At 60.3% G+C, this 23,759-nt stretch carries 22 protein-coding genes; 8 read left to right on the top strand and 14 right to left on the bottom strand.

The genetic code is table 11. The annotated features are described in order from the left end of the window. Positions 1–61 precede the first annotated feature (61 nt). The 5 genes from rng to mreB all read right to left on the bottom strand — a co-directional run bounded on the left by rng (position 62) and on the right by mreB (position 5,036). Positions 62–1,519, bottom strand: coding sequence for a ribonuclease G (gene rng, locus IB246_RS18735; RefSeq protein WP_008037406.1), 1,458 nt, complete (start codon positions 1,517–1,519; stop codon positions 62–64). Positions 1,520–1,576: 57 nt separating this feature from the next. Continuing rightward, on the bottom strand, positions 1,577–2,173 hold the full coding sequence (locus IB246_RS18730) for a Maf family protein (RefSeq protein ID WP_008037408.1): 597 nt from the start codon (positions 2,171–2,173) through the stop codon (positions 1,577–1,579). Between the two features lie 44 nt (positions 2,174–2,217). Continuing rightward, positions 2,218–2,709: a rod shape-determining protein MreD gene (gene mreD / locus IB246_RS18725; protein WP_008037410.1), complete on the bottom strand. Its 492-nt coding sequence runs from the start codon at positions 2,707–2,709 to the stop codon at positions 2,218–2,220. Then, a complete protein-coding gene (gene mreC, locus IB246_RS18720; protein ID WP_081500181.1) occupies positions 2,709–3,860 on the bottom strand; it encodes a rod shape-determining protein MreC in 1,152 nt (383 codons plus the stop codon). Before mreC ends, mreD begins: the two co-directional genes overlap by 1 nt. Positions 3,861–3,998: 138 nt before the next feature. Beyond that, positions 3,999–5,036, bottom strand: a complete 1,038-nt coding sequence (gene mreB, locus IB246_RS18715) for a rod shape-determining protein MreB (protein ID WP_002555108.1) — start codon at positions 5,034–5,036, stop codon at positions 3,999–4,001. A 214-nt stretch (positions 5,037–5,250) separates the two neighbouring features. Between mreB and gatC the strand changes: the two genes are divergently transcribed. The 6 genes from gatC to IB246_RS18685 all read left to right on the top strand — a co-directional run bounded on the left by gatC (position 5,251) and on the right by IB246_RS18685 (position 10,465). Beyond that, the gene (gene gatC, locus IB246_RS18710) at positions 5,251–5,538 is read left to right on the top strand and encodes an Asp-tRNA(Asn)/Glu-tRNA(Gln) amidotransferase subunit GatC (RefSeq protein WP_008026876.1); all 288 of its coding nucleotides are present in this window, start codon (positions 5,251–5,253) and stop codon (positions 5,536–5,538) included. Positions 5,539–5,554: 16 nt separating this feature from the next. Next, a complete protein-coding gene (gene gatA / locus IB246_RS18705) occupies positions 5,555–7,006 on the top strand; it encodes an Asp-tRNA(Asn)/Glu-tRNA(Gln) amidotransferase subunit GatA (RefSeq protein ID WP_008026874.1) in 1,452 nt (483 codons plus the stop codon). 10 nt (positions 7,007–7,016) lie between these two features. Next, the gene (gatB, locus tag IB246_RS18700; RefSeq protein WP_008026871.1) at positions 7,017–8,462 is read left to right on the top strand and encodes an Asp-tRNA(Asn)/Glu-tRNA(Gln) amidotransferase subunit GatB; all 1,446 of its coding nucleotides are present in this window, start codon (positions 7,017–7,019) and stop codon (positions 8,460–8,462) included. A gap of 142 nt (positions 8,463–8,604) precedes the next feature. Beyond that, complete coding sequence (locus tag IB246_RS18695; protein ID WP_008037420.1) at positions 8,605–8,976, top strand: septal ring lytic transglycosylase RlpA family protein; 372 nt, start codon at positions 8,605–8,607, stop codon at positions 8,974–8,976. Positions 8,977–9,026: 50 nt separating this feature from the next. Beyond that, positions 9,027–10,088 carry a calcium/sodium antiporter gene (locus IB246_RS18690; RefSeq protein WP_008037426.1) on the top strand — a complete coding sequence of 354 codons (1,062 nt, stop codon included), beginning with the start codon at positions 9,027–9,029 and terminating at the stop codon, positions 10,086–10,088. Next, positions 10,085–10,465 (top strand): carboxymuconolactone decarboxylase family protein, encoded by a 381-nt coding sequence (locus IB246_RS18685; protein ID WP_008037429.1) that lies wholly within the window; start codon positions 10,085–10,087, stop codon positions 10,463–10,465. The genes IB246_RS18690 and IB246_RS18685 overlap by 4 nt, the downstream gene beginning before the upstream one ends. 108 nt (positions 10,466–10,573) lie before the next feature. Here the strand turns inward: IB246_RS18685 and IB246_RS18680 are convergent, their stop codons facing one another. From IB246_RS18680 to kdgD, 5 genes are all read right to left on the bottom strand, one after another. Then, positions 10,574–11,515 carry an AEC family transporter gene (locus IB246_RS18680; protein WP_008026863.1) on the bottom strand — a complete coding sequence of 314 codons (942 nt, stop codon included), beginning with the start codon at positions 11,513–11,515 and terminating at the stop codon, positions 10,574–10,576. 159 nt (positions 11,516–11,674) lie between these two features. After that, on the bottom strand, positions 11,675–13,228 hold the full coding sequence (gene garD / locus IB246_RS18675; RefSeq protein ID WP_008037432.1) for a galactarate dehydratase: 1,554 nt from the start codon (positions 13,226–13,228) through the stop codon (positions 11,675–11,677). An 11-nt stretch (positions 13,229–13,239) separates the two neighbouring features. After that, complete coding sequence (locus IB246_RS18670; protein ID WP_008026859.1) at positions 13,240–14,607, bottom strand: MFS transporter; 1,368 nt, start codon at positions 14,605–14,607, stop codon at positions 13,240–13,242. 148 nt (positions 14,608–14,755) lie between these two features. Further along, positions 14,756–16,201, bottom strand: coding sequence for an aldehyde dehydrogenase family protein (locus IB246_RS18665; protein ID WP_008026857.1), 1,446 nt, complete (start codon positions 16,199–16,201; stop codon positions 14,756–14,758). A 60-nt stretch (positions 16,202–16,261) separates the two neighbouring features. After that, a complete protein-coding gene (kdgD, locus tag IB246_RS18660; RefSeq protein ID WP_008026855.1) occupies positions 16,262–17,173 on the bottom strand; it encodes a 5-dehydro-4-deoxyglucarate dehydratase in 912 nt (303 codons plus the stop codon). A 247-nt stretch (positions 17,174–17,420) separates the two neighbouring features. Between kdgD and IB246_RS18655 the strand changes: the two genes are divergently transcribed. Both IB246_RS18655 and IB246_RS18650 read left to right on the top strand, forming a co-directional pair. After that, positions 17,421–18,725, top strand: coding sequence for a hypothetical protein (locus IB246_RS18655; RefSeq protein ID WP_008037433.1), 1,305 nt, complete (start codon positions 17,421–17,423; stop codon positions 18,723–18,725). 14 nt (positions 18,726–18,739) lie between these two features. After that, entirely contained in the window at positions 18,740–18,931 is a 192-nt protein-coding gene (locus IB246_RS18650; RefSeq protein ID WP_008037435.1) for a hypothetical protein, read from the top strand. 154 nt (positions 18,932–19,085) lie between these two features. Here the strand turns inward: IB246_RS18650 and IB246_RS18645 are convergent, their stop codons facing one another. The 4 genes from IB246_RS18645 to IB246_RS18630 form a co-directional block, all read right to left on the bottom strand. After that, positions 19,086–19,835 carry a FadR/GntR family transcriptional regulator gene (locus IB246_RS18645; protein WP_031318393.1) on the bottom strand — a complete coding sequence of 250 codons (750 nt, stop codon included), beginning with the start codon at positions 19,833–19,835 and terminating at the stop codon, positions 19,086–19,088. Positions 19,836–20,015: 180 nt separating this feature from the next. Next, a complete protein-coding gene (locus IB246_RS18640; RefSeq protein ID WP_008037437.1) occupies positions 20,016–21,743 on the bottom strand; it encodes an ABC transporter ATP-binding protein/permease in 1,728 nt (575 codons plus the stop codon). Positions 21,744–21,840: 97 nt separating this feature from the next. Beyond that, entirely contained in the window at positions 21,841–22,401 is a 561-nt protein-coding gene (locus IB246_RS18635; RefSeq protein WP_008026845.1) for a response regulator transcription factor, read from the bottom strand. Next, positions 22,394–23,656, bottom strand: a complete 1,263-nt coding sequence (locus IB246_RS18630) for an ATP-binding protein (RefSeq protein ID WP_008037438.1) — start codon at positions 23,654–23,656, stop codon at positions 22,394–22,396. Before IB246_RS18630 ends, IB246_RS18635 begins: the two co-directional genes overlap by 8 nt. Between the last annotated feature and the right edge of the window lie 103 nt (positions 23,657–23,759).

Genomic DNA, 23,759 nt, shown 5'->3' with positions numbered 1-23,759 from the left:
ATGGCAAAATTACTGCAAAAAGCTGAGGCCAGCTGTTCTAGTCGGGTTGAAACACAGCGATTCAGAGCAGCACCACGTCGTATTGTTCCTGGGAATACATGGTTTCCACCTGGAACCGAATGGTGCGCCCGATAAATCCTTCCAGCTCGGCGACGTTGCCCGACTCTTCATCGAGCAAGCGGTCGACGACTTTCTGATTCGCCAATACACGATAGCCTTCCGCTTGATAGGCGCGAGCCTCACGGAGGATTTCGCGGAAAATTTCGTAGCAGACCGTTTCCGGTGTCTTGAGCTTGCCGCGCCCCTGGCAACTGTTGCACGGCTCGCACAGTACTTGTTCGAGACTTTCGCGGGTGCGCTTGCGGGTCATCTGCACCAGGCCCAACTCGGTGATACCGATAATGTTGGTCTTGGCGTGGTCGCGCTCCAGTTGTTTCTCCAGCGTGCGCAGCACCTGACGCTGATGCTCTTCGTCTTCCATGTCGATGAAGTCGATGATGATGATCCCGCCCAGGTTGCGCAGGCGCAGCTGGCGAGCGATGGCGGTCGCGGCTTCGAGGTTGGTCTTGAAGATGGTTTCTTCAAGGTTGCGATGACCGACGAACGCCCCGGTGTTGACGTCGATGGTGCTCATGGCTTCCGCCGGGTCCACCACCAGGTAACCGCCGGACTTCAGCGGGACTTTGCGTTCGAGGGCTTTCTGGATTTCGTCTTCGACGCCGTACAGGTCGAAGATCGGCCGCTCGCCCGGATAATGCTCCAGGCGATCAGCGATTTCCGGCATCAGTTCGGCCACGAACTGCGTGGTTTTCTGGAAGGTTTCCCGGGAGTCGATGCGGATCTTCTCGATCTTCGGGCTGACCAGGTCGCGCAAAGTGCGCAATGCCAGGCCAAGGTCTTCGTAAATCACGCTCGGCGCGCTGATGGTTTTGATCTGCTCGTTGATCTGATCCCAGAGCCGGCGCAGGTAGCGGATGTCCATGAGGATCTCATCGGCCCCGGCGCCTTCGGCGGCGGTACGCAGGATGAAACCACCGGCTTCCTTGATGCCTTCCGTGGCCACGCAATCGGTGACCACTTGCTTGAGGCGCTCGCGCTCGGCTTCGTCTTCGATCTTCAGGGAAATGCCGACATGCGCGGTACGCGGCATGTACACCAGATAACGCGAAGGTATTGATAGTTGTGTGGTCAGGCGTGCGCCTTTGGAACCGATCGGGTCCTTGGTGACTTGCACGACCAGGCTTTGGCCTTCATGAACCAGCGCGCTGATGCTTTCGACCGCAGGGCCTTCGCGCAGGGAAATTTCCGAGGCATGAATGAACGCAGCGCGGTCCAGACCGATGTCGACGAACGCCGCCTGCATGCCCGGCAACACCCGCACGACTTTGCCTTTATAGATGTTGCCGACGATACCGCGTTTTTGCGTGCGTTCGACGTGGACCTCTTGCAGGACACCGTTTTCAACCACCGCCACGCGCGATTCCATCGGCGTGATGTTGATCAGGATCTCTTCACTCATGGCAGGGTCTCGTTCAGGCATGTTCACGATAATGGCCGCATCTTGTCAGTACGACGCTCAGCGCGCGTTAAGGGTTTGCCAACAGGGTATGCCGAAATGGCCAAGCAGCTCAGCGGTTTCGCACAGCGGCAGTCCGACCACCGCCGAGTAGCTGCCATTGAGCCCGGCGACAAACACCGCGCCCAGTCCTTGAATGCCATAGCCACCCGCCTTGTCCCGAGGTTCGCCGCTGGCCCAGTAGGCTGCCGCTTCATTGAGATCAATGGGGCGAAAACGCACCAGGCTGCGCACAACACGAGACTCGCAACGCTCACCGTCAAGCACGGCAATGGCGGTCAGCACTTCATGTTCTTGTCCTGCCAACATCATAAGCATGGCGCACGCGTCGGCTTCGTCCACCGGTTTGCCGAGAATTTTGCCGTTGAGCACTACGGCGGTATCAGCGCCCAGCACGCAAAAATCGGCGTCGGACACGACCGCGCCACGCCCGGCTTCAGCCTTGCCGCGCGCAAGGCGCTCGACATAGGCCGACGGCGATTCATGGTTCAAAGGGGTTTCATCGATGTCCGCGCTGATGGCGGAGAACGGCACGCCGATCTGCGTAAGCAGCTCACGCCGACGCGGCGAGCCTGAGGCGAGGAATAGCTGTTTCATCAAGACATCTCCCTTGTCATGGTGTGGGCAAATGCCTGACCGAATCAGTTAATTTTGTAACGTCGACGCAGACCGCGCAAACCGAAGCTGATCCACGGCCAGAGCAACGCGCTGACCAGTGCCGGCAAGACCAGCGCCAGCGTTGGCTGACGATTGCCGGTCAGGGCGCTGAGCCACAGCTGAACAAGCTGCGCGAGGCCGAAGATCACCAGGATCACCAGGCTCTGTTGCCACATCGGGAACATCCGCAGCCGCTGTTGCAGCGACAGCACCAGGAACGTGATGAGCGTCAGGATCAACGCGTTCTGGCCCAGCAGCGTGCCGTAAAGCACATCTTCGGCCAGGCCCAGGCACCACGCGGTGACCATGCCGACTTTCTGCGGCAGGGCCAACGCCCAGAACGCCAGCAGCAAGGCGAGCCATAGCGGGCGAAGGATTTCCATGAATTGCGGCAGCGGCGAAACGCTGAGCAACATGCCGATGGCGAACGTCAGCCAGATCATCCAGCCATTTCGGGAGGCGGTAGCACCGACCATTATTCTCTTCCCCCAGTGGTAGCCGGTGCAGAGACAGGCGGTTTGGCAGCGGGCTTAACGACAGCGGGTTGTGTCGCCGGTGGTTTGGCGGCGGGTGCAGTCGCGGGCGGCTTGGCGGCGGCAGGGTGTGCGGCAGCGGGTTTGACCGGGGTTGTGGCAGCAGGTTTGGCCGGGGTCGCAGCAGGTGCAGTCGCTGGAACGGCGGCGGCAGCAGCAGGTGCAATCACCGCAGCAGGTTTCGGCACGGTGGCGGGAATGATTGGCCCGCCGCCTTGCGCATCGAGGTTTTCCTGAGCCTGAGCGGCGTCATTTGCACGCTCTTCCGGTGTACGCGTATCGCTGAACACCAGCAACAGGTAACGGCTACGGTTCAAGGCAGCGGTCGGCACGGCGCGGACAATGGCAAATGGCTGGCCGGAATCGTGAATCACTTCCTTGACCGTCGCCACCGGGTAACCCGCCGGGAATCGCTGGCCGAGACCGGAGCTGACCAGCAAGTCGCCTTCCTTGATGTCCGCCGTGTCGGCCACGTGACGCAGTTCCAGACGTTCCGGGTTGCCGGTGCCGCTGGCAATCGCTCGCAGTCCGTTACGGTTCACTTGCACCGGGATGCTGTGGGTGGTGTCGGTGAGCAACAGCACACGGGAGGTGTACGGCATCAACTCGACCACCTGGCCCATCAGGCCACGGGCATCGAGCACCGGCTGACCGAGGACCACACCGTCGCGCTCACCTTTATTGATGATGATGCGATGGGTGAAGGGGTTGGGGTCCATGCCGATCAACTCGGCTACTTCGACCTTCTCGTTGACCAGCGCGGAGGAATTGAGCAACTCGCGCAACCGAACGTTCTGCTCGGTGAGGGCGGCAAGCTTTTGCATGCGACCCTGCAGCAGCAGGTTTTCGGTCTTGAGTTTTTCGTTTTCGGCGACCAGCTCGGTACGGCTGCCAAACTGGCTGGCCACACCTTGCCATAGCCGCTGCGGCAGGTCGGTGATCCAGTAAGACTGCATCAGCACCAGCGACATCTGGCTACGCACTGGCTTGAGCAGTGTGAAGCGGGCATCGACCACCATCAGCGCGACCGATAGCACGACCAGCACCAACAAGCGCACGCCCAGTGAAGGCCCTTTGGTGAAAAGCGGTTTAATAAGCCGCTCCTCCCAGGCAAATGTTTTCTTTATTCATACGGCAGACCGGCCTGGATACAGACTGACAGAAGGTAAACGCAAACAGGCAGCACTGCAAAGTGCCGCCTGCGCGCTCAACAGCATAGTTGCATCGGGCGATCACTCGCTCGACAGCAGATCCATGGTGTGTTTATCCATCATTTCCAATGCGCGGCCACCGCCGCGAGCAACGCAGGTCAGCGGGTCTTCGGCAACGATCACCGGCAGACCGGTTTCCTGGGCCAGCAACTTGTCGAGGTCACGCAGCAAGGCGCCACCACCGGTCAGTACCAGGCCACGCTCGGCGATGTCGGAAGCCAGCTCCGGAGGCGATTGCTCCAGTGCGCTTTTAACAGCCTGAACGATAGTAGCCAGGGACTCTTGCAGAGCTTCCAGCACTTCATTGGAGTTCAGGGTGAATGCGCGTGGAACGCCTTCGGCCAGGTTACGGCCGCGAACGTCGACTTCGCGAACTTCGCCGCCCGGGTAGGCAGTACCGATTTCCTGTTTGATGCGCTCGGCGGTGGATTCGCCGATCAGGCTGCCGTAGTTGCGACGCACGTAGGTGATGATCGCTTCGTCGAAGCGGTCGCCGCCAACCCGTACGGATTCGGCGTAAACCACACCGTTCAGGGAGATCAGTGCGATTTCAGTGGTTCCACCACCGATATCGACCACCATCGAACCGCGTGCTTCTTCAACCGGCAGGCCGGCACCGATCGCAGCCGCCATCGGCTCTTCGATCAGGAACACTTCACGTGCGCCGGCACCAAGGGCCGACTCACGGATGGCACGACGCTCAACCTGAGTGGATTTGCACGGAACGCAGATCAGCACACGAGGGCTAGGCTGCAGGAAGCTGTTTTCGTGAACCTTGTTGATAAAGTATTGCAGCATCTTTTCGCAGACGCTGAAGTCGGCAATGACGCCATCCTTCATCGGACGAATGGCGGCAATGTTGCCCGGCGTACGGCCGAGCATGCGCTTGGCCTCGGTGCCGACAGCAACGACACTTTTCTGGTTACCGTGTGTCCGAATAGCCACAACCGATGGCTCATTCAGGACGATTCCGCGCTCGCGCACGTAAATAAGGGTGTTGGCAGTGCCCAGGTCAATGGAAAGATCGCTGGAAAACATGCCACGCAGTTTCTTGAACATGGGAAAGGGACCCTAGGCAACGCGTGGGTAAAAAAGTGCGGCAAACTCTAACAACGACAGGGATTTTGGGCAAGGCGCCAATATGTTAAATTGGCCGCTTTTCTGTGCACCAACCCCCACAATCGCGGCCTTATGACCGTAGAAATGCGGTAGTGTTCCGACAATCTAACACACGGATAGCATCCGTTCTGTTTTCCTTCCACTGGAGAATCCCATGACGCTTGAACGCTCCGACGTGGAAAAAATCGCTCATTTGGCCTGTCTGGGCCTCAATGATGCCGATCTTCCACACATCACTTCGGCCCTGAACAGCATTCTGGGACTGGTCGACGAAATGCAGGCGGTCAATACCGACGGTATCGAGCCGCTCGCCCACCCACTGGAAGCCAGCCAGCGCCTGCGTGCAGACGTCGTGACCGAGACCAATCATCGCGAGGCCTATCAGTCCATCGCACCAGCGGTCGAAAACGGCCTGTACCTGGTTCCGAAAGTCATCGACTAAAGGGAAAGAGCCTGCAATGCATCAATTGACTCTGGCCGAGATCGCCCGCGGACTCGCCGATAAAAAGTTTTCTTCCGAAGAGCTGACCAAAGTCCTGCTGGCGCGCATCGCCCAGCTCGATCCACAGCTCAACAGCTTCATCAGCCTCACCGAAGACCTGGCGCTCCAGCAGGCGAAAGCCGCTGACGCACGCCGGGCCAATGGTGAGAGCGGCGCCCTGCTCGGCGCGCCGATCGCCCATAAAGACCTGTTCTGCACCCAGGGCGTGCGCACCAGCTGCGGCTCGAAGATGCTCGACAACTTCAAGGCACCGTACGACGCCACCGTCGTCGCCAAACTGGCAGCCGCCGGCGCGGTGACCCTGGGCAAGACCAACATGGACGAATTCGCCATGGGTTCGGCCAACGAGTCGAGCTACTACGGCGCGGTGAAAAACCCGTGGAACCTGGAACACGTGCCGGGCGGTTCGTCCGGTGGTTCGGCGGCGGCCGTTGCCGCTCGTCTGTTGCCAGCCGCGACCGCCACCGACACCGGCGGCTCGATCCGCCAGCCGGCCGCGTTCACCAACCTCACCGGCCTGAAACCGACCTACGGTCGCGTTTCGCGCTGGGGCATGATCGCTTACGCGTCCAGCCTCGATCAGGGTGGCCCGTTGGCGCGCACCGCCGAAGACTGCGCGATCCTGCTGCAAGGCATGGCCGGTTTCGACAGCAATGACTCCACCAGCATCGACGAGCCCGTGCCGGATTACAGCGCCAGCCTCAACGATTCGCTGAAAGGCCTGCGCATCGGTGTGCCGAAGGAATACTTCAGCGCCGGTCTCGACCCGCGTATCGCCGAGTTGATCCAGAACAGCATCAAGGAGCTGGAAAAGCTCGGTGCCGTGATCAAGGAAATCAGCCTGCCGAACATGCAGCACGCGATTCCTGCGTACTACGTGATCGCCCCGGCAGAAGCGTCTTCCAACCTGTCGCGTTTCGACGGCGTGCGTTTCGGCTATCGCTGCGAAGACCCGAAAAACCTGGAAGACCTGTACAAGCGTTCCCGTGGCGAAGGTTTCGGTGCAGAAGTGCAGCGCCGGATCATGGTCGGCGCCTACGCGCTGTCGGCCGGTTACTACGACGCCTACTACCTGAAGGCGCAGAAGATTCGTCGCCTGGTGAAAAACGACTTCATGGCGGCTTTCAATGAAGTCGACATCATCCTCGGCCCAACCACGCCGAACCCGGCCTGGAAGCTTGGCGCCAAGAGCAGCGACCCGGTCGCTGCCTATCTGGAAGACGTCTACACCATCACCGCCAACCTCGCCGGCCTGCCGGGCTTGTCCATGCCCGCCGGTTTCGTCGATGGCCTGCCGGTCGGCGTGCAACTGCTCGCCCCGTATTTCCAGGAAGGTCGCCTGTTGAACGTTGCCCATCAGTATCAGTTGAACACTGACTGGCACACCCGCACCCCAACCGGCTTCTGAGGAGAAACACATGCAATGGGAAGTCGTGATCGGGCTGGAGATTCATACCCAGCTCACCACCCGGTCGAAAATCTTTTCCGGTAGCTCCACCACTTTCGGTTCCGAGCCGAACACCCAGGCCAGCCTGGTTGACCTCGGCATGCCTGGCGTCTTGCCAGTGCTGAACCAGGAAGCGGTGCGCATGGCCGTGATGTTCGGCCTCGCTATCGATGCCGAGATCGGCCAGCACAACGTGTTCGCCCGTAAAAACTATTTCTACCCGGACCTGCCCAAGGGCTACCAGATCAGCCAGATGGAATTGCCGATTGTCGGCAAGGGCCACCTGGACATCGCCCTTGAAGACGGTACGGTCAAACGCGTTGGCATCACCCGCGCGCACCTGGAAGAAGACGCCGGTAAAAGCCTGCACGAAGAGTTCAACGGTGCCACCGGCATCGACCTGAACCGCGCCGGCACGCCGCTGCTGGAAATCGTTTCCGAGCCGGACATGCGCAGCGCCAAGGAAGCCGTGGCTTACGTCAAGGCTGTCCACGCGCTGGTGCGCTACCTGGGCATCTGCGACGGCAACATGGCCGAAGGTTCGCTGCGTTGCGACTGCAACGTGTCGATCCGTCCGAAAGGCCAGGCCGAGTTCGGCACGCGTTGCGAGATCAAGAACGTCAACTCGTTCCGCTTCATCGAGAAGGCGATCAACACCGAAGTGCAGCGTCAGATCGAACTGATCGAAGACGGCGGCAAGGTGATCCAGCAGACTCGCCTGTACGACCCGAACAAGGACGAAACCCGTCCGATGCGCAGCAAAGAGGAAGCCAACGACTACCGTTACTTCCCCGATCCGGACCTGCTGCCGGTGGTCATCGAGAACTCGTTCCTCGACGACGTGCGCGCCACCCTGCCGGAATTGCCACCGCAGAAACGCGAGCGCTTCCAGGAGCAGTTCGGTCTGTCGGTCTACGACGCCAGCGTCCTGGCCACCAGCCGCGAGCAAGCCGATTACTTCGAGAAAGTCGCGAGCATTGGCGGCGACGCCAAACTGGCGGCCAACTGGGTCATGGTTGAACTGGGCAGCCTGTTGAACAAACAAGGCCTGGACATCGACCAGTCGCCGGTTTCGGCCGAGCAACTGGGCGGCATGCTGCTGCGCATCAAGGACAACACCATCTCCGGCAAGATCGCCAAAGTGGTGTTTGAAGCGATGGCCAACGGCGAAGGCAGCGCGGACGAGATCATCGACAAGCGCGGCTTGAAGCAAGTGACCGACACCGGCGCGATCTCGGCGGTACTGGACGAAATGCTCGCGGCCAACGCCGAGCAGGTCGAACAATACCGCGCGGCAGACGAAGCCAAACGCGGCAAGATGTTCGGCTTCTTCGTCGGCCAGGCCATGAAAGCCTCCAAAGGCAAGGCCAACCCGCAACAGGTCAACGAACTGCTGAAAAGCAAGCTCGAAGGCTGATGAGCATGGAGCCAGATGTTACGCCTGGCTCAAATCCTTGTAGGAGCAAGCTTGCTCGCGATGGTGTGTCAGTCGACATTGATGTAGCTGACACACCATCGCGAGCAGGCTCGCTCCTACAGTTGTTTGTGGGAGCTTTACAATGAAACGTCTACTGGGGGCCTGCGCCCTGTTGTCTTTACTGGCCGGTTGCGCCAGCACCGATGTCGTCGATCCTCACGGTTACGACCAGACAGGCGTGGCGTCCTACTACGGCGCCAAACACCAGGGCAAACGCACCGCCAGTGGTGAACGTTTCGACAAAAATTCCATGACCGCTGCCCACCGCCAACTACCCTTTGGTACGCGGGTGAAGGTCACCAATCTGAAAAACGACAAATCCTGCGTGGTCCGTATCAATGATCGCGGGCCGCACACTCGCGGGCGCCTGATCGACTTGTCTCACGAAGCCGCCGAGCAACTGGGCATGATCAAAAGCGGCACCGCACGGGTTCGCGTGCAAGCCCTCGACTGACTCACGGAGCCCCGACCATTTTCGGACTTGCCGACTTACCCCTGCTCAGCGTGATTGAACTGCTCAGCGGCCTGGTTCTACTGATCGCCGGTGCCGAACTGATGGTGCGCGCCGCCGTGCGCGTGGCCGCGCGGCTGCACGTTCGACCGCTGATCATCGGCCTGACCATCGTCGCCCTCGGCAGCAGCGCACCGCAGATGGCCGTCAGCCTGCAAGCCACGCTGGCGCAGAACGCCGACATCGCCGTCGGCAGCGTGATCGGCAGCAGTATCTTCAACATCCTCGTCACCCTCGGGCTTTCGGCGCTGATCATCCCGCTGCGGGTCTCGCGGCAACTGGTGCGCCTGGATATTCCACTGATGATCGGCGCCAGCCTGCTGGTGTTCGTCCTGGCATGGAATGAAGAACTGACCCGGGTCGACGGCGTCCTGCTATTGGCGGCGCTGATGGTGTATCTGGGCCTGCTGCTGCGCCAGTCGCGGCATTCGGCGCGCCCACAAACGAGCCCGCATGAAGGCCCTGAAGTTCCGTGGTTCAGCAGCCTGCTGATGATCGTCGCGGGCCTGGCGATGCTGATCTACGCCGGGCATTTGCTGCTGGGCGCCGCGGTGTCGGTCGCCACGGACCTGGGGCTGTCGGAACGGATCATCGGCCTGACCATCGTCGCCGTCAGCACCTCCCTGCCGGAGCTCGCCACCTCGTTGATCGCGGCATTGCGTGGCCAGCGCGACATCGCCGTAGGCAACGTGATCGGCAGCAACCTGTTCAACCTGTTGGGCGTGCTGGGCGTTACCGCACTGATCGCGCCGTCGCCGCTGTCGGTCTCGCCCAACGCGCTGGATTTCGACTTGCCGGTGATGCTCGGCGTCGCGGCGCTGTGCCTGCCGGTGTTCTATTCCGGCTACCGGGTGACCCGCGCCGAAGGTCTGCTGTTTTTGGGTTTGTACCTGGCTTACGGTCTGCACGTGGTGTCGTTCACCACCGGCATGCCCCTGGCCGGCAAGCTTGAACACCTGATGCTGTTTTTCGTCCTGCCGGCGCTGTTGGCGTTTTTGCTGTTCACGTCGCTGCGCGCCTGGCGTCGCCAACACCACAAGAAGGAATTGCCATGACCGACAATAAAAAAACCGGCGTTGAAGTCCGCCGCCAAGTGATGGGCGACGCGTTCGTCGATCGAGCATTGGGCAATGCCACCGAGTTCACCCAGCCGTTGCAGGATTTCGTCAATGAACACGCCTGGGGCAGTGTGTGGAGTCGCGAAGGGTTGCCGCTGAAAACCCGCAGCCTGATCACCCTCGCCGCGCTGACCGCGTTGAAGTGCCCACAGGAATTGAAAGGCCACGTGCGCGGCGCGCTGAACAACGGTTGCACCGTGGAAGAGATTCGCGAGGCACTGCTGCATTGCGCGGTGTATGCCGGTGTGCCGGCGGCGATCGATGCGTTTCGGGCGGCGCAGGAAGTGATCGATACCTACCAGAAGCCGGAGTAAGCAGGTCCGCAGCTTTCGCGGGCAAGCCTCGCTCCTACACGTTCGATGACCTTCTGTAGGAGCGAGGCTTGCCCGCGAATGGATCTAAAGCGCACAGAGAATCTGAAGCTAGATCCACCCACCCCACTGCAACAAAAAGATCCCGATATTGGTGGTCACCGCCGCCATCAGCGTGGTGATCACAATGATCGCCGCCGCCAGTTCATGATTGCCGTCGGCCTGACGCGCCATGACAAAACTGGCCGCCGCGGTCGGGCTGCCGAAGTACAGGAACAGAATCCCCAACTCCGCCCCGCGAAAACCCCAGAGCCATGCGCCCAGCGTCGCCAGCACCGGCAGGCCGATCATCTTCACCAGGCTGGAGCTGAGCGCCATGTTGCCGCTTTTGCGCATCGCCGCCAGCGACAGCGTGCCGCCGATGCAGATCAACGCCAAGGGCAACGTGGTTTGCGCCAGGTACTGCCCGGACTTCTCCAGCCAGCCCGGCAAGGCAATATTGAAATATGCAAACGGCGCCGCCGCAAACACGCTGATGATCAGCGGGTTGTTCATCACGCTTTTGCAGATACTCCACGGGTCGGACTTGATCACCGGGCTGTACACCGCCAGCACAATGGTCGACAGCGTGTTGTAAAACAGGATCACCAGTGCCGCGAGAATCGCGCCGAGGGAAATTCCGTAATCGCCGTACATGCTCGCTGCCAGCGCGAGGCCGATAACGCCGTTGTTGCCGCGAAACGCACCCTGGGTGTAAATCCCGCGGTCTTCACGCGGGCACTTCCAGATCGCCCAGCCCCAGGCGATGGCGAAGCTGACCAGCGTGGCAATCGAAAAATAGATCAGCAGCGACGGTTGCAGCGCGGCGTGCAAGTCGGCATGCAGGATGCCCAGAAACAGCAACGCCGGCATGGTGACGTTGAACACCAGAGCCGACGCTGTGTGGATGAAATTGTCGTTGATCCAGTTGATGCGCTTGAGCAGCACGCCCAGAAACAGCATGGCAAACACCGGCGCGGTGATGTTCAGGGTTTCGAGGAAGATAGCCAGCATGCCGGGGGTCACCTTGGGTGGGCGTCGTTAGGGGGCTAATGATAAGCCACCCAGGGCGTTGGCGTCTGGTGGAAAGCCTTCGCGGGCAAGCCTCGCTCCTACAGGTTCGGTGATCTTCTGTAGGAGCGAGGCTTGCCCGCGAAGAACGATGACGCGGTCTTACGTGATCGGCGCCGGGTTGAACAGGGTAATGTCGTTATGCAGCTTGTGCCGCTCCGACCACGTCTGTTTCTTCCCGCTGGCCACGTCCAGGTAGTAGTGAAACAACTCCCACCCGAGATCCTCGATCGACGCCCGTCCAGTCGCAATCCGCCCGGCATCGATGTCGATCAGGTCCGGCCAGCGCTGCGCCAGTTCGGTCCGGGTCGACACCTTCACCACTGGCGCCATCGCCAGGCCATACGGCGTGCCACGCCCGGTGGTGAACACGTGCAGGTTCATCCCGGCCGCCAGTTGCAACGTCCCGCAGACAAAATCACTGGCCGGGGTCGCGCAGAAAATCAGGCCTTTGCGCTTGAAGCGCTCGCCAGGACCCAGCACGCCGTTGATCGCGCTGCTGCCGGATTTGACGATCGACCCAAGGGATTTCTCGACAATGTTCGACAACCCGCCCTTCTTGTTGCCCGGCGTGGTGTTGGCGCTGCGATCCGCTTCGCCCTTGGCCAGGTAACGGTCGTACCAGTCCATTTCCCGCACCAGTTCCTGAGCGACCTCCTCGGTTTCGGCGCGGGACGTCAGCAGGTAAATCGCGTCGCGCACTTCGGTGACTTCGGAAAACATCACCGTCGCACCGGCGCGCAGCAACAGGTCAGAGGCGTAACCCAGCGCCGGGTTGGCGGTGATGCCGGAGAACGCATCGCTGCCGCCACACTGCATGCCGAGAATCAGCTCGGACGCCGGCACGGTTTCCCGGCGACGTTGATCGAGCTTCTTCAAACGGGTCTCGGCCAGGGCCATGATCTGCTCGATCATTTCGGTGAAACCGTGACTCGAATCCTGCAAGCGATACAGCCACGGATCGCTCAAATCCACCGAACTGTCGTTCTCGTGCATCACCTGCCCGGCCTGCAATTTCTCGCAGCCCAAACTGATCACCAGCGCTTCGCCGCCCAGGTTCGGGTTGCGCGCCAGGTTACGCACGGTGCGGATCGGGATGTACGCGTCGGTGGCGGTAATTGCCACGCCGCAGCCGTAGCTGTGAGTCAACGCGACCACGTCATCGACGTTCGGATACTTGGGCAGCAACTCGTCCTTGATGCGCTTGACCGCATGATCCAGAACGCCGGTGACGCACTGCACCGTGGTGGTAATCCCGAGAATGTTGCGCGTGCCGACGGTGCCGTCGGCGTTGCGATAACCCTCGAACGTAAAGCCTTCCAGCGGTGCCTGCGCCGCCGGCACCTCGGTGGACAGCGGCAAGCTGTCCAGCGGTGGCGCGGTGGGCATGCGCAGTTGATCTTCCTTGACCCAACTGCCGCGCGGAATCGGCTGCAACGCGTAGCCAATGGTCTGGCCGTAACGAATCACCTGACCGCCCTCGGGAATATCCTCAAGGGTGACCTTGTGGCTCTGCGGCACGAAGTCCACGGTGACCAGGCCATCGGGAAACTCGGTGCCCGCCGGCACGCCCTGATCGTTGACCACGATCACGACGTTGTCTCGCTCGTGCAGACGGATGTAGCGCGGCGAGTCGGAATGTTCAATCAACTGCATGACGCCGCTCCTCAGGAATGCGCTTGTGACAATTTGTTGTTTGTTTCAGGGCCGCTGACCGGTGGCTCTTTAAGCACCACACGTTTGATCGGACCAACGATCACCAAGTAGCTGAACACTGCAACCAGTGCGTTGCAACCGACAAACACCAGCGCCCATTTGAACGAGCCGGTGGAGCTGATGATGTAGCCGATGACGATCGGGGTGGTAATCGACGCGATGTTGCCGAAGGTGTTGAACAGGCCACCGCTGAGACCGGCGATCTGTTTTGGCGAGGTGTCGGACACCACGGCCCAACCCAGTGCACCCACGCCTTTGCCGAAGAATGCCAAGGCCATGAAGCCCACGACCATCCATTCAACATCGACATAGTTGCAAGCCACGATGCTGCTGGAGACCAGCAGGCCCGCGATGATCGGCGCCTTGCGAGCGAAGGTCAGTGAATGGCCCTTGCGCAGCAGGTAGTCGGAAATCACCCCACCGAGCACACCACCGATGAAGCCGCAGATCGCCGGCAACGAGGCGATGAAACCGGCCTTGAGGATGGTCATGCCGCGTTCTTGCACCAGGTATACCGGGAACCAGGTCAGGAAGAAGTAGGTGATGCCGTTGATGCAGTATTGGCCCAGGTACACGCCGAGCATCATGCGGTTGGTCAGCAACTGGCGGATGTAATCCCACTTCGGACCGTCGCTTTTTTTGCCTTTGCCTTTGTCCTGGTCCATATCGACCATGCCGCCGTTGTCGGCGATGTGCTTGAACTCGGCATCGTTGATCATCGGGTGCTGGCGCGGGCTGTAGATCACCTTCAGCCAGATGCCCGAGAAGATGATGCCGATCACGCCCATCACGATGAACACGTGCTGCCAGCCGAAGCTGTAGACGATCCAGCCCATCAGCGGCGCGAACAACACGGTGGCAAAGTATTGCGCCGAGTTGAAGATCGCCGAGGCGGTGCCGCGTTCAGCGGTCGGGAACCAGGCGGCCACGATGCGTGCGTTACCGGGGAAGGACGGCGCTTCGGCCAGGCCCACCAGGAAGCGCAGCATGAACAGCGCAACCACTGCCGTGGACATGCCGAACTCGCCGACATAGCCCTGCAGCACGGTGAACAATGACCAGGTGAAAATGCTCAGCGCGTAGATTTTTTTCGAGCCGAAACGGTCCAGCAGCCAGCCACCGGGAATTTGCCCGGCCACGTAGGCCCAACCGAATGCGGAGAAGATGTAACCGAGGGTGACCGCGTCGATGCCGAGGTCTTTTTGCAGGCTGGAGCCCGCGATTGCGATGGTTGCCCGGTCGGCGTAGTTGATTGTGGTCACCAGAAAAAGCATGAGCAAAATCAAATAGCGGACGTGGGTCGGCTTGGTCGCTTGCATGTAGATGTACTCCCACTGATTATTTTTATGCGGGTAATAACGATGTTCTGTAGGCGCCGGCTTGCTGGCGATGCAGGCACCTCGGTGTGTCATTTACACCGTGGTGATGCGATCGCCAGCAAGCCGGCTCCTACAGGTATTGCGTGAATCAGGAACCGATGTAGGAGGTCTTCACAACCGTGTAGAACTCTTGCGCGTAGCGACCTTGCTCGCGGGAACCATAGGATGAACCTTTACGCCCACCGAATGGAACGTGGTAATCCACGCCCGCCGTCGGCAGGTTGACCATCACCATCCCGGCCTGGGAGTGGCGTTTGAAGTGGTTGGCGTACTTCAGCGACGTGGTGGCGATGCCCGCCGACAGACCGAATTCGGTGTCGTTGGCCATGGCCAGTGCAGCGTCGTAATCCGCCACGCGAACGATGTTGGCCACCGGGCCGAAGATCTCTTCGCGGCTGATGCGCATCGCAGCTTCGCTGTCGGCAAACAGCGTAGGCGCGAGGTAGTAGCCTTCGGTGTCGCAGGTCACCAGACCGCCGCCGCTGACCAGACGTGCACCTTCGGACTGGCCGATGTCGATGTACTTCATGTCCTGTTCAAGCTGAGCTTGCGAGACCACCGGACCGATGTCGGTGCCGGTTTTCAGCGCGTGGCCAACCTTGATCGACTTCATGCGTTCGGCCATCGCTTCGACGAACTTGTCGTGGATGCCGGCAGTGACGATGAAGCGGCTGGAAGCGGTGCAACGCTGGCCGGTGGAGTAGAACGCGCTCTGTACCGACAGTTCGACCGCTTGCTTGAGGTCGGCGTCGTCGAGAATGATCTGCGGGTTCTTGCCACCCATTTCCAGCTGAACCTTGGCCTGGCGCGACACGCAGCTGACGGCGATCTGACGACCGACACCGACGGAACCGGTGAAGCTGATGCCATCGACTTTCGGGCTCTGAACCATTGCATCGCCAACCACGCGACCGCTGCCCATCACCAGGTTGAACACGCCGGCCGGGAAGCCTGCGCGGGAGATGATTTCAGCCAGCGCCCAGGCGCACCCCGGCACCAGATCCGCCGGTTTCAGCACGACGCAGTTGCCGTAGGCCAGGGCCGGGGCGATTTTCCACGCAGGGATGGCGATCGGGAAGTTCCACGGGGTGATCAGGCCAACCACGCCCAAGGCTTCGCGAGTGACTTCGACGTTGACGCCCGGACGTACCGACGGCAAGTAGTCGCCGGACAGACGCAGGGTTTCACCGGCGAAGAACTTGAAGATGTTACCGGCGCGGGTCACTTCGCCGATGGCTTCAGGCAGGGTCTTGCCCTCTTCCCGAGCCAGCAAGGTGCCGAGCTCTTCGCGGCGAGCGAGGATTTCAGTACCGACTTTATCCAGCGAGTCGTGGCGGGCTTGAATGCCCGAGGTCGACCAGGCCGGGAACGCAGCGCGAGCGGCGTCGATGGCGGCGTGGACCTGGGCCAGATCAGCCTTGGCGTATTCACCGATGGTGTCGGTCAGTTCGGACGGGTTGATGTTGGCGCAGTATTCACTGCCGGCAACCCATTCACCGTTGATGTAGTTATCGAAACGCTTTGTATCTGCCACAACAATTCTCCTCACGCAAAAGGCCGCTGATTGCTCAGCGGCCTTGTTTAATCGGGTGTGTTACTGCGCACCTTGCTTGTCGATCAGCGCGGCGAGCATTTCGTACTCTTCGCCGGTCAGATCGGTCAGCGGCGCACGCACAGGACCTGCGTCATAGCCGGCAATTTTCGCACCCGCCTTGACGATGCTCACTGCGTAACCGGATTTGCGGTTACGGATGTCCAGGTACGGCAGGAAGAAGTCGTCGATGATCTTGCCGACGGTGGCGTGATCTTCGCGAGCGATGGCGTGGTAGAAATCCATCGCGGTTTTCGGGATGAAGTTGAACACCGCCGAGGAGTAAACCGGTACGCCCAAGGCCTTGTAGGCAGCGGCGTAGACTTCGGCGGTCGGCAAACCACCCAGGTAGCTGAAACGATCACCGAGGCGACGACGGATCGACACCATCAACTCGATATCGCCCAGGCCATCCTTGTAGCCGATCAGGTTCGGGCAGCGCTCGGCCAGGCGTTCCAGCAGCGGCGCGGTCAGGCGGCAGACGTTGCGGTTGTAAACCACCACGCCGATCTTCACCGATTTGCACACGGCTTCAACGTGGGCGGCAACGCCGTCCTGGCTGGCTTCGGTCAGGTAGTGTGGCAGCAGCAACAGGCCTTTGGCGCCCAGACGCTCGGCTTCCTGTGCATATTCGATGGCTTGACGGGTCGAACCGCCAACGCCGGCCAGAATCGGCACGCTGGTTTCGCAGGTGTCGACGGCAGTCTTGATGATTTCCGAATATTCGCTGGCCGCCAGGGAGAAGAACTCACCGGTGCCGCCTGCGGCGAACAAAGCCGAGGCGCCGTATGGGGCCAGCCATTCGAGACGCTTGATGTAGCCCGCGCGATTGAAGTCGCCCTGAGCATTGAAATCGGTAACCGGGAAAGACAACAGACCGGAAGAGAGGATGGACTTCAGTTCTTGTGGATTCATTATTCGAACACCCTGGGTAGCAACGTTTGTTTATGTGTGTGTGAGAAAACCGTTCAGCCTGCGCCGAAGTTGTAGGTCATCGTACAACTTAAAAAACAACCGTCAACTGCATTTCATCGCCGCACCCAAAATTTATGCGTCGGAAAAGTATTTTCTTGACGTAGGAAAGATCTCCTCTATGCTCTGAACAACTGTATGTGCATACAGTTATCTTGAAACATACCGACGACATATCAAGGAGATAGAAATGTCAGGTCTACACACAAAAACTCAGGAAAAACCAAAACAGGTCATTGCTGGCCTGGATGATCTGTTCACCGAAAACGGCATCGCCATCAAGGGCAATGACCATCTGGTCCTGCGCCTCGACGAGCACCGGACCGACACCCACCAGCCATCCGCCCCTGCATCCGGCAACGCCTTGAAAGGCAAGCCACAGCTGAGGTTCGAAGGTGGTGAACACACCGCCATCGGCGATAACACGCTGCTGCGTTTCGTCAAGGATGCACCGGCGATAACAGCCTCGCAGGTCGAGTTGCATTTACCTAACGGCCTGGCCCTGACGTATGGGCAGGTTGTTGCACTGGGCGGTGATTTCTATGGAATCCCGGACAAACCGGTCAGCGAAGGCGCAACCGCTGCCGACCGGATCCAGCGCTTTACCGAGGCCTTCAATTCCCTGGCGGTGCTGCCGGCGTCAAATGCCGAAGCGAAGCTGATCCTCGGCGTCATGCAGAAGGAAATCGCCGCGGTTAAACAGGCGATAAAGGACGGCAAACAGCCCCACGAGGCGTATGACGCATTGGGTGATACGTTGTCGGAAGAGTGGAACAAGATCACCGGCGGCGGCAGTTTCGTCTCGGCCCTGTATCCATTGGGCCGCTACCTGAAACTGGCCGCCAACAACGCTGACCACTTCGCCGAGTGGGCACTGCTGGCCTACATCGCCGGGCATACGGCGGCATTGCAACAAGCGGTGGTCGCCCACAACAGTGGCGATGACGCGTCGCTGGAACTGGCTTACGCGATGAACGCTTTCGCCGATCACTACCTGACCGACCTGTTTTCCGCCGGCCACCTGCGGGTGCCGCGCAAACAGTTGGCAGCGGTGGTCACGCCGAGTGACCTGGGCTCGTTGATTACCCGCTTCATGCACGACGAAGACAGCAAGTTCGGCCTCAATGTGCGCAACGGTGACGGCGTTCAATGGCACGCTTATGGCGACAAGCGCTACTTCGATGCAATCGACAGCGCCAATCGCGCCCAGGTCAATCTAGCGGTCCAGGTGTCGGCGGATGAAATTTTCGCGACGTACCTCAGCGGCATCGCTCCGTCGCCCGGCAGTTTCGCGGCATTGAAAAAACTGCCTGATCTGCAAGCGGTACTGAACCCGACGGGCAATTTCTCGCCGCTGTTCAAGGTCGAGGGCAACAAGGTGTTGCGGCGCAAGGACGTCAATAACCTGAATGACACCGCCACCGTCGATGACTGGTGGGGCTGGAGCACTTACCTGCTGCTCAAGGACTACAACCCGACTGGCAACGTGGCCTGACAAGGAGATCGATGATGACTATCAAACTGAAACTGGAATTGGCTTCGGGCGATTCGCTGAAGGGTGCGCCGCTGGAATTGCTGGCTGATGGCAAGGCCATTGCCAAAGCGGTGGTGGGTAAGCATGGGGATGTGGTGTTCGATGCCAAGCCCGGTGCAGGTCGGTTGGCGGTGAGGGTGGATCGTTCGATTCTTCGTACTGGCTGACGCTGTGGTGTAACGGCCACAGGACTCATCGCCAGCAAGCCGGCTCCTACAGGATTGTCGTCGTACACAAAATTTGCGTACGACACAGTTCCTGTAGGAGCCGGCTTGCCGGCGATAGCGGTCTCTCGAGCAACCCGTAACCCGGGTTGAAATATTAACCCCGCTGCGCCTCAGCCTCTTCATGCGCATGACGCAACCGCTCGCGGCTGTTCGTCAGATGCAAGCGCATCGCCGCCCGCGCCGCATCGGAATCCTGGCGTGCGATCGCATCGTAAATCTCTTCGTGCTCACGGCTCAGGCGACTCATGTAGTGCTGTTGGTCGTCATGGGCCAGGCGCGCAGAGTTGAGGCGCGTACGCGGAATGATGCTGGTGCCCAGGTGGGTCATGATGTCGGTGAAGTAGCGGTTGCCGGTCGACAGCGCGATTTGCAGGTGGAACTGGAAGTCCGAGGCCACGGCATCGCTGGCGTGGGCCGCGCTTTCGTTCAAGGCGTCCAGGGCGGCGCGCATCAACGCCAACTGCTCAGGGCTGCGACGTTGCGCAGCAAGCCCCGCGGATTCCACTTCGAGGCTGATACGCAGCTCCAGAATCGCCAGCACATCACGCAGCGTCACCACCGTCGCCGGGTCGATACGGAAACCGCTCGGGCTCGGTGTATCGAGCACGAAGGTGCCGATGCCGTGGCGGGTTTCCACCTGCCCGGCCGCCTGCAAACGGGAAATCGCCTCGCGCACCACGGTGCGGCTGACGCCATGGGCATCCATGATCGCCGACTCGGTGGGCAATTTGTCGCCGCGCTTGAGGTGACCATCGCGGATCTGCTCGGACAGCACCGTCACCAATTCCTGTGCGAGGCTGCGGCGCTTGCGAGGGAGGCGTGGTGCGTCGATCGGGTTTTCCATGGTGAACGTCTGTCTCGAAAAATTCGGCTGAAACCGCATCATAGCTCAACGCGGTTGTACGATCACCATCGCCCCTTTGTAGGAGCGAGGCTTGCCCGCGAAGAACGATGACGCGGTCTTAATTACAAACCGCATAACGGCCTTCGCGGGCAAGCCTCGCTCCTACAGGGGCGGGGGTGCTCAGGCGGTTACGGTCTGGTCCACCAGATGGCCGTTGTCGATGCGCACATGCCGTGGATGGAAGCGTTTCAGGCTGCTGCGATGCCCGACGCTGACGATGCTGAGCCCCGGAATCTCATCGATCAACGCCTGATACAGCGAAGCTTCATCCTCTTCATCCATCGCCGAAGTCGCTTCGTCCATGTACAGCCATTGCGGTGCATAAAGCAGCGCACGGGCAAAGGCCAGACGTTGCTGTTCGCCCGGCGAAAGCATGCGTTGCCAGTGATTCGCTTCATCCAGGCGCGAAACCAGGTGCGGCAAACGACAGGTTTCCAGCACGTGAACGTAGCGTTCCTGCGGATAGGTCTCGCCAGGCTGTGGATAACTCAACACCTCGCGCAGCGTGCCAATCGGCAGATAAGGCTTTTGCGGCAGGAACAAATAGCGCGCCGCCGGCAGACGAATGCTGCCATGGCCTGTTGGCCACAAATGCCCCATCGCTCGCAGCAACGTGGACTTGCCGCTGCCGGAACGGCCGCTGAGCATCACGCGCTCGCCCTCCTCCACGGTCATGTCGGCATTGGTCAGCAGATGCCGACCGTCCGCCAGATCGAGGCCCAGGTTGTGAATCTTCAACCCATTACCCTGATTCTGTACGTCGATGGCCGGCGCGCGCTCTTCGTTGTCGGTCATGGCCTGACGGAAACTCAGCAGACGATCACAAGTGGCACGCCATGAGGCGAGGTTCTGGTACGCACTGATAAACCAGCTGAAACTCTCCTGCACATTGCCGAACGCCGAACTGATTTGCATCAGATCACCGAGTTCGATCTTGCCAGCGAAATAACGTGGGGCGGCGACCATGAACGGAAAGATGATGGCGGCCTGTTGGTAACCTGCGGTAAAGAACGTCAGACGCTTGGACACCTTCATGATGTCCCAGAAGTTGTGCCAGACCAGCCCGAAGCGGTGGCTCAAGCGACGATTTTCATTGGGTTCGCCGTTGTACAGCGCAATAGTCTCGGCATTTTCGCGAACCCGTACCATGGAGAAACGCAGGTCGGCTTCAAAGCGTTGTTGTTGGTTGTTCAGGCCGATCAGGCGACGACCGATCAGATGCGTCAGCCAGCTACCGATCACGGCATACACCAGCACACACCAGAACATGTAGCCGGGGATGGTGAAACCGAACACTTCGATACTGCCCGACACGCCCCACAGAATGATCGAGAACGACACCAGGCTGACAATGTTGCGCAGCAAACCGATGCCCAACTCCAGGGTATTGGAGGTGAAGTTGTTGAGGTCTTCGGAAATCCGCTGGTCCGGGTTATCGGTGTAACCGCCCTGCTCCAGCTGGTAGTAATTCTTGTTGCCGAGCCAGCGGGCGAAATGCTTTTCCGTGAGCCAGGCACGCCAGCGAATGGTCAGCATCTGCGTCAGATAGAGCCGGTAAACGGCACCGATGATCGCCACCGCCGCAATCCCGCAGAAATACAGAATCAGCTGCCAGAACGCGGCTTCGTCCTTCTTCTGCAGAGCGTTGTAGAAGTCCTTGTACCAGGTGTTGAACCACACCGAGAGCCCCACGCTGATCAACGACAACGCAATCACCGCGATCAGTAGTGTCCAGGCCTTGACCTTCTCTTCGCTTTGCCAATAAGGCGTGATCATCGCCCAGACTTTGCGAAAAAACTGCCCGCGCACGGCATCGTTGACCGCGGAATATTCAGCGTTCTGATTCATGGAAAAGGCTCGATAAAGAAAAGAACACGCACGAACCGATCATAGATGATCGGCTCGGTTTGTCGCGAGGCGCGGCCGGCATTTGTTCAGCGCAGGTTCAGCGACGAACGGGACGCTTTTGCAGTTTGCGCTGCAGCGTACGGCGGTGCATGCCCAAGGCACGGGCAGTGGCGGAGATGTTGCCTTCGTGTTCGGTCAACACGCGCTGGATGTGTTCCCATTGCAAGCGGTCCACCGACATCGGGTTTTCCGGCACCAGGGAGTCGAGGTCGGCGTGCTCGGAGAGCAGCGCAGCAAGGACATCATCGGCATCCGCCGGTTTGCACAGGTAGTTGCAGGCACCGCGCTTGATCGCTTCGACAGCGGTGGCAATGCTCGAGTAACCGGTGAGGATCACCACGCGCATCTCCGGGTCGAGTTCGAGCAGTTTTGGCAGCAACACCAGGCCGGAATCGCCGTCCATTTTCAGGTCCAGCGCGGCGTAATCCGGGATATCGGCCTGGGCGATGGTCAGGCCTTCTTCGGCGGAGCCGGCGGTGCTGACGCGAAAACCACGGCGAGCCATGGCGCGCGCCATCACGCGGGTGAACGTGGCGTCGTCATCTACCAGCAGCAAATGCGGCAGTTCTTCGCCTTCGACTTGGATCTCTTCACTCATGTTCGTCTCCTCGGGCGACACGGGGCAGGCGCAGCTCGGTGAGCGTACCGCCTTCCTCATGACTGTAGAGTTTCACTGAGCCGCCGGCGCGTGTCACGCTGGCCTTGCTCAAAAACAGGCCCAGGCCGAAACCTTTGCCCTTGGTGGTAAAAAACGGTTTGCCGATCTGTTCGGCAATGGCCAGCGGCACACCGGCGCCGTGGTCGCGAATGCTGATGGTCAAGTCCTCGGCATTCCAGTCCAGCGTCACTTGCAGCCCTTCGGGGCATGCATCAGCGGCGTTGTTCAACAAATTCAGCAGCGCCTGGGTCAGGTCCGGAGGCGGCGCCATGCGTGGCACGGTGCCTTGGCCCAGGCGCTGGAAGCGGTAACTGGCTTCCGGGCGCATCAAGTGCCAGCGGTTCAGCGCTTCGTCGAGCCAATCCGTGACGTCCTGCATCTCCACCGCCAAGCGGCGATTGGCCTCGGCGGCGCGCACCAGTTGCTGCAAGGTTTCTTTGCAGAGTTTGACCTGATCCTGCAGCACGCTGAGGTCGTCCTGCAACATCGGATCGTGATGGTCCCGGCGCATTTCCTTGAGCAGCACGCTCATGGTCGCCAGCGGCGTGCCCAGCTCATGGGCGGCACCGGCGGCTTCGGTCGCGACGGCCAGCAATTGCTGATCACGCAGGCCTTCTTCGCGACGGATGGCCCGTAGCTCCTCCTGCCGGCGCAGCTCTTCGGCCATGCGCGCGGCGAAGAAGGTAATCACCGCAGCAGCCAGGGCGAAGCTCAGCCACATCCCGTAGACCTGCAGGTTTTCCCGGGCAATCGGGAAGGTTTGCAGCGGATAGAAACCCGCCAGCAACAAGGTGTACATCGCCAGGGCGATGCCCGACAGAATCACCGAATAACGCCATGGCAGCGTCACAGCAGCGATGGTCAGCGGCACCAGGTAATAAGAGACGAAGGGGTTGGTCGAGCCGCCGGAGAAATACAGCAAGGCGCTGTGGATAAACAGGTCGCAGGCCAGTTGCACGGCGTATTCGAGCTCAGTGACGGGCCAGGAGGTGCGCAGTCGAATGGCCGTGAACGCGCACAGCAACATCGAGCAACCGAGGGTCGCTGCCAATTGGAACCAAGGCAGCGGCAGCAAGTCGAGCCAGTAGGCCAGGCCCACGGAACCGGCCTGAGCGGCCAACACCAATGTGCGGATGAACGTCAGCCGCCAGAGATTCTGACGAGTTGCGGAAGTGATTTGAACGGGGGCGAGCATGAGCTCTCCTGATGAGCGCTCCAGGCAGATCGCACGGAGTATAACCAAGCACGGGGGCTGACAGGCAAAAGTGCGGCAAACGGCCACATGGCAGGAATGTCAG

Source organism: Pseudomonas sp. PDM01 (genome assembly GCF_014852325.1).
GTDB lineage: Bacteria > Pseudomonadota > Gammaproteobacteria > Pseudomonadales > Pseudomonadaceae > Aquipseudomonas > Aquipseudomonas migulae.
This window is presented reverse-complemented; position numbering and strand designations above follow the sequence as displayed.

Excerpts from the sequence above, each read along its gene's own strand:
- IB246_RS18630 (WP_008037438.1), bottom strand. The coding sequence starts at position 23,656 with ATGCTCGCCCCCGTTCAAATCACTTCCGCAACTCGTCAGAATCTCTGG.
- gatB (WP_008026871.1), top strand. The coding sequence starts at position 7,017 with ATGCAATGGGAAGTCGTGATCGGGCTGGAGATTCATACCCAGCTCACC.
- IB246_RS18640 (WP_008037437.1), bottom strand. The coding sequence starts at position 21,743 with ATGAATCAGAACGCTGAATATTCCGCGGTCAACGATGCCGTGCGCGGG.
- rng (WP_008037406.1), bottom strand. The coding sequence starts at position 1,519 with ATGAGTGAAGAGATCCTGATCAACATCACGCCGATGGAATCGCGCGTG.
- IB246_RS18695 (WP_008037420.1), top strand. The coding sequence starts at position 8,605 with ATGAAACGTCTACTGGGGGCCTGCGCCCTGTTGTCTTTACTGGCCGGT.
- gatC (WP_008026876.1), top strand. The coding sequence starts at position 5,251 with ATGACGCTTGAACGCTCCGACGTGGAAAAAATCGCTCATTTGGCCTGT.
- mreD (WP_008037410.1), bottom strand. The coding sequence starts at position 2,709 with ATGGTCGGTGCTACCGCCTCCCGAAATGGCTGGATGATCTGGCTGACG.
- IB246_RS18635 (WP_008026845.1), bottom strand. The coding sequence starts at position 22,401 with ATGAGTGAAGAGATCCAAGTCGAAGGCGAAGAACTGCCGCATTTGCTG.
- gatA (WP_008026874.1), top strand. The coding sequence starts at position 5,555 with ATGCATCAATTGACTCTGGCCGAGATCGCCCGCGGACTCGCCGATAAA.
- IB246_RS18685 (WP_008037429.1), top strand. The coding sequence starts at position 10,085 with ATGACCGACAATAAAAAAACCGGCGTTGAAGTCCGCCGCCAAGTGATG.
- IB246_RS18670 (WP_008026859.1), bottom strand. The coding sequence starts at position 14,607 with ATGCAAGCGACCAAGCCGACCCACGTCCGCTATTTGATTTTGCTCATG.
- mreB (WP_002555108.1), bottom strand. The coding sequence starts at position 5,036 with ATGTTCAAGAAACTGCGTGGCATGTTTTCCAGCGATCTTTCCATTGAC.
- garD (WP_008037432.1), bottom strand. The coding sequence starts at position 13,228 with ATGCAGTTGATTGAACATTCCGACTCGCCGCGCTACATCCGTCTGCAC.
- kdgD (WP_008026855.1), bottom strand. The coding sequence starts at position 17,173 with ATGAATCCACAAGAACTGAAGTCCATCCTCTCTTCCGGTCTGTTGTCT.
- IB246_RS18645 (WP_031318393.1), bottom strand. The coding sequence starts at position 19,835 with ATGGAAAACCCGATCGACGCACCACGCCTCCCTCGCAAGCGCCGCAGC.
- IB246_RS18680 (WP_008026863.1), bottom strand. The coding sequence starts at position 11,515 with ATGCTGGCTATCTTCCTCGAAACCCTGAACATCACCGCGCCGGTGTTT.
- IB246_RS18655 (WP_008037433.1), top strand. The coding sequence starts at position 17,421 with ATGTCAGGTCTACACACAAAAACTCAGGAAAAACCAAAACAGGTCATT.
- IB246_RS18730 (WP_008037408.1), bottom strand. The coding sequence starts at position 2,173 with ATGAAACAGCTATTCCTCGCCTCAGGCTCGCCGCGTCGGCGTGAGCTG.
- IB246_RS18650 (WP_008037435.1), top strand. The coding sequence starts at position 18,740 with ATGACTATCAAACTGAAACTGGAATTGGCTTCGGGCGATTCGCTGAAG.